Source organism: Pedobacter sp. 01N416, assembly GCF_056399685.1.
In genome coordinates this window covers 1-9,464 of sequence record NZ_JBFTRT010000150.1, presented here as the reverse complement: position 1 = coordinate 9,464, position 9,464 = coordinate 1, and the positions used below count along the sequence as shown (strand labels likewise).

Below are 9,464 nucleotides of genomic sequence, written 5' to 3'. Positions count from 1 at the left end.
GTACTAGTTAAAGCAATAACTGCCTTGCCAGCAGCCATTTTCTCAATTACCGAGGCTAAGGTTCTTTTTGCAATGCCTGAAGCCCTTGCAATGGCAGATTGTTCTGTTTCCTGTATAATTTCTTCTGCGTAATGTGCATCGCCTTGATCAGCAATGCGGACAAAAATGATATGGTTATCCATTATGATTTAAATTTTCATGCCAGGCCAATCACAAAGGGAATGCCCAAACCAGTATTAATAACCAGATAGCAGTTTAAACAATGATATAGGCCTTTATTTTTTTTCTTTGGCTACCGTATTTTGAAGGTACATTACCAAAATGGAAGGGTTAATTTCATTATGGAAAACTATTGCCCCATTTAATAATTCAGAGTATTAACAAGCCAAAAAACTTTGCTGCCATAATACACGTATGTTAGTTAAAACCAAACAGACGTATAATGAGGAAGGGCACGGTAATACACATCAAACAATCGGTTGGCTTTGGATTTATACGAGACGAAAACGAACAGGAAATTGCATTTTGTTTAGCAAATCTTAATGAAAATATCGCTGCAGGCGACCTGGTAGAATTCAAAATCGAACTAATGGCACATGGGCTTACGGCCACCAATCTTCGCCTATTATTACTTATTTAAATGTAATTTTCAGATTATTTTGTATATTATATAAAAGCAAGATGATTATTTATCAAAAGAGATCACTTTTTGAACCTAAAAGTTTATAACATTATGCCCAATTCTAACAACAGTTCTTTTGTACTGCCACTTCTCCAGTATATGGAACAATACCATAAGCTTTCCACTAGCCTTATTGCACAGTATGAAAAACATTGCTCATTGGTCATAGTCAGAAAGAATAAATACATTGTTTCCCCTGTTGATAGTAATGCAGCACTTTACTTTGTAAAAAGTGGCATTGTTCGTGGTTTTATAAAAGATGGGACCAAAGATATTACCACCTGGTTTTGTTTTGGGAATAATATTGTAGGCGCCATTCGTCACCCTGATTTACAAGCTAACCACTCTGTAGAATATTTACAGGCCTTAGAAGATTGCGAATTGATCCGCATTCCTTATACTTTAATCGACTATGCGTATTCCCATTTCGAAGAAGCCAACATTATCGGACGAAAACTGTTAGCTGTACATTACTATGCTGCATCCGAAAGATCTATACTGGCCAGAATACCCAATGCATTGCGGCGTTATCAAAAGCTCGCAGAAAGCGGAAAAGTAGACTTAAACAAAATACCGCTCCGCTATCTCGCAAGCTATTTAGGAATGAGATTAGAAACCTTAAGCAGGGTCAGAAGCAAAGAACTGCATAAAAGCGTGCATCGCGATGTTGCCGTATTAATAGAGAAATAGTGGCGCTTTTAAAAAACAAACCCCGTACAATTATTTGTACAGGGTAAAAAATTCTAGTAAAACACGAAGGATTTAACCTTTTTTAATCATATCGATCATCATCGAAATTTCATCTACTGCAGCTTCATTGCTACCATCAAAGCCCATCAGGTTAAATCTGATGTTCCCCACAGGATCGATCACAAATTTTGAAGGAATTCCCGATACTTTATAATCAGTAACGACCTTGTTAATTTTCGAATCAGGATCTTTGGTGTCCATTAACACCTCGAAACTATATTTCTGCGATTTAATATAATCGCTCGCATCCTGAGTTGGGGTAGCTGTTTTCTCCCAGGTATGAATAAACAAAAACTTCACGTTTGGATCTTCTTTATATTTATTAACAGCCATTTGCATGGCAGGAAAAGAAGCCTTACATGGCCCACACCAGGTTGCCCAAAAATCGAGGATTACCACCTTACCCTTTAAACTGCTTAGTGTAACTTTTTTGCCTTCAATATCGGTTAATGTAAAATCTACAGCTGGTTTATTGATGATTTCTTTATTGAGTTTTTGCTGTAGATTGGCCAGAATCCCTTTTCTGATTTCAGCAGCATAGGCATCGAAACCCGCATCACTTCCCTTTACTTTGATATAAAGTGTTTTAAAGGTACTACTCATTTCATCATTGGCCTTGCCCGATTTTACGGCCTCTTCCAATTTAGTATAAGCCTCCTGATTTCTATTCAATGCCATTAATATTTTGGCGTATTGAAAATTCGATCTCGGAGAAGCAGTTTTTGGATTTTTAGCTGCTAAATCAGCATAAATAATTGCTTCATTATACTTTTTTTGTTCGAAAAGAATCCCAGCATAAGTCATGGTCAACCCTGGATAACCCGATGCGGCAAATTTGGATGAATTTTCGTTAGGTAACTTTCCATCATAATAAGTTTTAGCACTTTCCATGGCTTTTTTATAATATACAGCTGCATTTTTTAAATCGCCGGTTTTATAAAAAGCCTCTGCAACACCACCAAACCCATTTCCTTTCCAAAAATCTACCTGCAGTTTGTTAATATACTCAATAGCCTTAGCCGCATTTTTTTCTTTGGCATATTCGGAAGCAATAGCCGATACCGCATAATCGTACACGATCAATTCTTCTCCAGAACCCGAAACCGGAAATTTCTTAATCCATATTTTATAGGCATTTTCTTTCGCCAGTGCCGTTTTCTCATCATAAATTTTGCTGGCTTCCTGTGCCCTCGCTCTCGAACCTTTAGGGAACTTCTGTAATTCTACCTGAACAAGCGAATCGGAAGCTTTTACGTTTTTTAACCGGTAATAGTAATTAATGGCCAGGTCAACATCTTTTTCCTGATCTGAAGCGGCCAGTTTTTGTAATTTGGTTGCCAATAGTACTTTATCTGCAGGTTCCTTGGAAGCTACCAGTTTGTCTAGATAAATCCTCGTTGTATCTAGGGGTTTGGTTTGCGCTTTTAAACCGCCAACGCTTCCTAGAATGATGATAGAAAGCAATCCTAACATTTTGTTACTGATATTTAGTGTGCTCATGTGATTAATCTTTAAATAGGTTTGATAATGTGTTATTCAATTCTTCTCCACGTAAATCTTTTGCAACCACTTTTCCATCCTTATCCAATAAAAAGCTTGCAGGAACCGATTTCACACCATATAATGCTGCAGCAGTATTCGACCAGCCTTTAAGTTCAGAAACATGTTTCCATACCAAACCATCATCATTAATTGCTTTCAGCCAGGCTTCTTTTTTGCTGTCTAACGATACGCCTAAAATTTCGAAACCTTTATCATGGTATTTTTTGTAGGCTGCAACTACGTTCGGATTTTCTTTACGGCAGGGACCACACCAGCTTGCCCAAAAATCTACTAAAACATATTTTCCACGAAGTGCAGAAAGTTTAAGTGGTTTTCCATCTACATCATTCATTACAAAATCTGGAGCCAGTTTTCCCGGAGCAGTTTTATTGGTTAATGCTAAACTTTCTTTTATGGTTCTACCGTAAAATGAAGCTTTAACCGCCGGGGCAAATAATGCATACATGGCTGCTGCTTGCTCGGGATATGGATAATTAATAAAGCGGTCTTCCACAATTGCCGCAACTGCTACAGAAGAGGCATTTGCGGTTACATAAGCTTTTATTGCATTTTGGTTAAGCACATCAAGTGCTTTAAATTCATCATCGAAGGGTTTGCGCTGTGCCGGGCTTAAGGTTACTTTACCTTTTTTGTTTGCACTATCTAAACGGCGGTAAATATCGCCAGCTTTTGAGGTTATCGATTTCCAAGGGCCATTATAAAAACCAAAATAAACATCGGTTTCCGGCGAACCGATTACTTTGGCCGTAAACAACGAATCCTTATCACCAACTATCGAGATGTCTTTATTTTCTAAAAGAAAGTTTTTTTGTTGCTTACCGTCCTTAAGTTTTAAAGCATACATTTTAACCTCGGGTACTGTACCACTAAAAGCGAAACTACCGTTAGTAATAACAGAAGAATCCTTAATTTCTTTATCGCCAATGTTATGCGAAAGATAAATTAATCCCGTATCTATCCCTTTTATCTTACCCGTTAATTTATATCCTCTTTGTATGTTAAAAGCACTTGCCACCAAAAGAACCAAGGTAGCTGTTGCTATTAATTTTATTGTCTTTTTCATGATTGATGTAGTTATGGGAGCCAAACAGGCTCCCAATAGTTAATTTTGATAACCTGGATTTTGAGTTAAATTGGTATTAATCAGGATTTGCGCCTGTGGAATCGGGAATAAAACGGAAGTTGATTTCCAGGTTGGTTTTAATGCGCTAATTACAACATTTGCTCGACCAGTTCTTTTTAAATCGAACCAGCGGTGGCCCCATTCTCCAAAAAATTCTACTTTTCTTTCTTGTTCAATGGCTGTTAACATCTGCGCCTGATCTAAAGCAGCACTTACAGCACCTAATCCAGCCCTGCTTCTAACCATATCGATATCTGTTTTTGCGCCAGAAAGGTTGTTTTGCTGTGCCCTGGCTTCAGCACGGATCAGGTATTGTTCGGCAAACCTAAGCGCAACATTATATTCATTGCCAGTTCCAGTGCCTATTTTATATTTGCTTATACCATAGTAGGTTTTCCCGCCAATTGTTTTGCTAACTGTCCAATTGGTACGGCGTAAATCAGTTGCATTTTCAAAGCTTTGATACGTTACATCTGCAAGAGTATAAGTTGGAATTACCGAAGGCAAGGTTACATATGCAGCGCCAGGCACAGAAAGCCCGGAAATATTACCGATCTGCCAGATAATTTCATTACTGGTATTCACAAAAGCCGCCTCTGGTACCGGAAGTGTATAAACCGCTGAACCTATAACCTGTGTAGCCTGTGCTTCTGCATTTATATAATCTTTTTGGTAGAGGTAAACCCTAGCCAGAAGTGCTGTTGCTGCATATTTGTTCACCCTGCCTCTAAAAGTGCCCACATAAGTTGTAGGTAATAGATTTTGTGCTTCAGTTAAGTCCTTTATAATCTGCGCATAAACCTCGGTTGTTGATGTACGGGGCAAAGCTGCATTTTCGAAAGCGGAATAATCGTCTTTTAGTGGCAACGGTACGTCTCCATAAAGATTTACGAGATGGAAATACGCAAACGCCCGCATAAATTTAGCTTCACCCAAAAGCTGATTTTTTACAGAAGGGGTTAAGGTTGTAGAAGCACTAAGGCCGCTAATGGCGTTATTGGCATTTTTCACCAATTGGTAAGTTGTTCCCCATATGGTGTTAGCTGTACCGTTATTATTTGTGATTGAATTATTTGCGAACTCCTGGGTTAACACTACGCTTGCATTATACTGCAACTCATCACTGGAAACCCCCGAGTAAAAAGTAAGTGAAGTAATTAAGCCATTGTTAGCCTGCGAAGAAAAAGAATACAGGCCCATCACAACGCTCTGTGCAGCGGCATCTGTTTTAAAAGAATCTTCGAACAAAACCTGAGTTGGCGGCGCCCCCAGTTCTACAAATTTTTTGCAGGAAGAAACAGTTAAGACTGCTGTAAGGATCAATATTTTATAAAAGAAATTTCTATATATTTTTTTCATGATTTTATCAGTTAAAATGAACAGTTAACACCAAATACAATTGTTCTTAGTGGAGGCAATACCTGACTAAGTGTACCAGTACCTAAACCCGGAGGCCCGCCCGGAACAGTTGTTTCTGTATCTAAGATGTACTTGTTCTTTGCCCATGTATATAAATTCTGGCCTTGAATAAAGATGCTACAGTTAGACATTTTAATCTGCTTTAACCATTCGGTAGGCAAAGCGTACGATAGGTTTACAGATCTCAGTTTTAAATATGAGGCATCCCCATATACTGCGTCAGACGATGTGAAATTGTTATAGGAAGCGGCAATTACTGATCCTGCTGTTGCCGATGCTCCCGGTAGGTTGGCACTTGTGCTTGTCGGTGTCCATCTTCCCAGCCAATAGTCGTTTTGGTTGCCAAGTGCGCCTGGTCTGTTATTTACAATTTGCGTAACGCCAAAACGGTGGTTAAATTGAAAAAATATGCCCAGCTCAAAATTCTTATAAGTGAAAGTATTGTTGAAACCTCCGAAAAATGGCGTTCCTAAATCTGCAATATAACGATCGTTTGAATTGATCACACCGTTGCCATCTTTATCTTCGAACATAGCTGTTCCGTTTGTCGGGTTAACACCAAGATAATGATATAGTCGGATAAGGTTAATCGATTCGCCAACCACATATGAAGAAGCATAAAATGATTTTTCAAGATCTGGAAAATCGACAATCTTATTATCGGTAAAAGTGAAGTTTGCAGAGGTCTTCCATGAAAAATCTTTTGTAACGATATTGGCTGTATTTAGCTCAAGCTCTAAGCCTTTGTTTTGGATTGTAGCCGGAAGATTTAATGTATAACTATTATATCCGCTCTGACTGCCTAATGCATTAGAAGTGATCTGATCAGATGATCTGTTTCTATAGTAATTTGCAGTAAAAGAGATACGATCTTTTAAGAAACCTAAGTCAATTGCAAATTCAAGTTTTTTAGTAGTTTCCCATTGGATAAATTCATTTGGAAGAACAGTTACATTTGTTGCAGCATTGCCAAGATAAGCCGTTGCTGAAGAATATAAAGGAAGGTAAATGTAATTGGAGATCTGATCATTTCCCGTTGTGCCATAACTTCCTCTAATTTTACCAAAACTTAGGAAAGAAATTTTATCTTTTATAAATTCTTCATTTGAGAATACCCAGCCTGCGCCAATTGCACCAAAATTTCCGAAACGGTTTTTGGGACCAAATCTTGATGATCCATCCCTTCTAAAGGTGGCATTGAAAAGGTATTTTTCTTTCCAATCGTAATTTAGTTTTGCAAAAACAGCATCATATTTATACTTAACAATATTATTGTACCATACGGTAGTAGTACCTGCAGCACCCAATGTGCCCAACAGCGCCTCATTACTATAATTGGTTCCGGAAAGATAAAGCCCATTCGAGGTGTTTTGTTGGAAACTCGTTCCAATAAGCGCAGTTAAAGTTCCACCGCCAATGCTTCGTACATAATCTAAAGTTGGCTCAATAATCCAGTTTTGGGCATTAAGGTTGGTAAAATCAGCAGAACTTGTTGGGTTGTTTGCCGGGTTTTGAGATGATGCCGGATTTGTAGCCGTCTGATCCAACCTGGTATTGGTATAACCAAAATTTGCTTTGGCAGTTAAGCCTTGTAGTATCGTGTACTTCAAATTGGCATTTGCAATTAAGTTATTGGTTACCCCATTGTATCGCTTTAGTAAAGTTGCCAGGGGGTTAGTGAAATTTGTAGACCAAAATAATTTACCCGTAGCATCATAAAGAGGAAGGTTTGGTGGCAAATTGTACACTGATGAAACATCTCCGGTTGGTATATTGGTATTATCATTAGCATAACTAACAGAAAACGAAGCTGTAAATTTCTTATTCAGCGAGCTATGGTCTAAATTCAATCTCGAAGAGAATCTTTTATCATTATTATCGCCTAAAAAGACGGTACTTTCTCTGCGGTATGCAGAATTGAAGAAAAAACGGGTCTGCTCATTACCCCCAGACATTGAAGCCTGAATTTCATTTACGTGCCCCCTGTTCCCAATAAACATTTTCTGGAAGTCGGTTGAGCTGTTCCTGTCCCATACCGTCAAATCTGGGGCATTGTTGCTGTTCGGCGTTACACCATCATTTTTAAATGCTTCTGTCCGCAGTGCCAGGTATTGTTCAAGATCTAACACAGGGATAAAACGGTTCACCTCTGTAAAGCCAGTATTAAGGTTAAGTCCAATTTTTACTTTTCCCGATTTTCCTTTTTTAGTGGTAATTAAAACTACACCGTTTGCACCTCTCGATCCATAAATGGAAGTTGCATCTGCATCTTTCAAAATATCGATACGCTCAATATCAGATGGGTTGATCATGCTAAAAGGACTCACGCCTCCACTTGCACCAGAAGTTCCGAAAGCATTTAAGTTATCTGTTGCTGGCTGACCTCCATTAAAATTGGTAAATGGAACCCCATCAATCACATACAAGGGAATCCCTCCTGATGAAAGCGAATTCTGCCCTCTGATCTGCACCTGAATGGCTCCCCCCGGAACGCCGTTATTTTGGGCAATCAATACACCCGACATTCTGCCGGATAGTGCTGCCAAGGGGTTTCCAACAGGTTGTTTTTCGATTTCTTTCGCCGTGATAGATGCAATAGATCCTGTACTTGTTTTTCTGGTTGTAGTACCATAACCTATAATCTGCACTTCATTCAGGCTACCAACTGAAGGTTTCATTACAATCTTGTACGAATTTTCTGAGCCGATAACCTGTTCTGCATTCTGATAGCCAATACAAGTAAAAAGCAGCACTTTCGTTCCCTCATCCGGAAGGTTAATTCCAAACTGGCCGTTTCTATCAGTCGCTGTACTTAGCTTATTGTTTTGTTTCAGCAGTATTGAAACCCCTGGAATGGGAACTCCATCTTCATCCACTACAATACCAGAAATCCTGATATCAACAGTCGAAATTTTAACTTCTGGTTTTATCGAAGAAATTAAAATCCTGTTATTTAATTGCGTTATTTTAAAACGTTTGGAGTTAAACAGCACATCAAGCAGTTCCTGAACCGTACGTTTTTGTACCGGGATATTTATTTCCTTTAGTTCTTTAAGATCGGTATTTCTATAAATAAAAATAAAAGGTGTTTGCTTTTGAATTTTTTCAATAGCAGAGAATACACTCTCATTATTTAATCCAATTATAACTTCTGTATTGGAGATCGATTGACCTTTGGTATTAGAAGCAAAGATTAATGAAGAGGTGGCAAAGGTTACTATAGCTAATACAAAGCTTAAACGCATAATCTGACGAATTAGATATCGTGATTTTTTAGAAGCGAAAAATTTCTTACAGGGATTCCCGCCCTCTGCTGATTGTGCAGAAAATTTCATAATTTTAAATGTTTTAAATGATGCCTAAATTGTTTAATACATGCTGTTCCAATTCCAGCTGGAACAGTGCAAATTTTATCTCTCTGTCTTGCAAGGACAGGGAGATTTTTTCATCAGATGTGGAAATAGTAGAGTTCTTTCATGTGGTTTGGTTTGTTTGGTTTTAGTTGATATTTATTATTTAATTATTACAATCCTTGCCCGAAATTAAAATCTCATTGGCTTTGGTTACGTATGCTGCATTATTAAAAGAAGTTATCACCTGCAAAATTTCATCGAGGCTTTCACCCTTTTGAAAAGTAGTGGTAAAACGGCAATTTTTGCCCCGGTCATCTACAAATGTAATTTTGGTTCCAAATCGTTTGGCTAGTAGATCAATGGCATCTTTCATGGTAATGTCTTCAAAGAAAATATCTTTTGCCTGCCAGTCTACAACCTCCTGCGATATCACTTTGGTCAAGCTTGGCATTTTTCTTTTCTCATCAAAGGTTAGCTGTTGGTTAGGTGTAAGTACGCCTAAAAGCTTTTGATGATCTTGCACACTTACTTTTCCACGCGTTACTGTTACCACAACCTTCTGTCCGTCAATAGC

General features: G+C 38.3%; 7 protein-coding genes and 1 pseudogene. 2 read left to right on the top strand and 6 right to left on the bottom strand.

What is annotated here, in order from left to right:
- Positions 1-182 (bottom strand): annotated as a pseudogene (locus tag AC1DND_RS10315) (N-acetyltransferase); the annotation flags it as partial.
- A gap of 260 nt (positions 183-442) precedes the next feature.
- On the opposite strand from AC1DND_RS10315, the gene AC1DND_RS10310 reads away from it, so the two are divergent.
- The gene (locus AC1DND_RS10310; protein ID WP_477581373.1) at positions 443-640 is read left to right on the top strand and encodes a cold-shock protein; all 198 of its coding nucleotides are present in this window, start codon (positions 443-445) and stop codon (positions 638-640) included.
- 93 nt (positions 641-733) lie between these two features.
- The gene (locus AC1DND_RS10305; RefSeq protein WP_477581371.1) at positions 734-1,372 is read left to right on the top strand and encodes a Crp/Fnr family transcriptional regulator; all 639 of its coding nucleotides are present in this window, start codon (positions 734-736) and stop codon (positions 1,370-1,372) included.
- Between the two features lie 72 nt (positions 1,373-1,444).
- Here AC1DND_RS10305 and AC1DND_RS10300 read toward each other — a convergent pair whose 3' ends face one another.
- From AC1DND_RS10300 to AC1DND_RS10280, 5 genes are all read right to left on the bottom strand, one after another.
- Positions 1,445-2,932 (bottom strand): redoxin domain-containing protein, encoded by a 1,488-nt coding sequence (locus tag AC1DND_RS10300; protein ID WP_477581370.1) that lies wholly within the window; start codon positions 2,930-2,932, stop codon positions 1,445-1,447.
- Positions 2,933-2,936: 4 nt separating this feature from the next.
- Entirely contained in the window at positions 2,937-4,058 is a 1,122-nt protein-coding gene (locus AC1DND_RS10295; RefSeq protein ID WP_477581368.1) for a redoxin domain-containing protein, read from the bottom strand.
- Between the two features lie 39 nt (positions 4,059-4,097).
- Entirely contained in the window at positions 4,098-5,477 is a 1,380-nt protein-coding gene (locus AC1DND_RS10290) for a RagB/SusD family nutrient uptake outer membrane protein (protein WP_477581366.1), read from the bottom strand.
- A gap of 11 nt (positions 5,478-5,488) precedes the next feature.
- Entirely contained in the window at positions 5,489-8,872 is a 3,384-nt protein-coding gene (locus AC1DND_RS10285) for a SusC/RagA family TonB-linked outer membrane protein (RefSeq protein ID WP_477581364.1), read from the bottom strand.
- 181 nt (positions 8,873-9,053) lie between these two features.
- A partial coding sequence (locus tag AC1DND_RS10280; RefSeq protein ID WP_477581362.1) for a FecR family protein occupies positions 9,054-9,464 on the bottom strand: 411 nt, incomplete at its 5' end.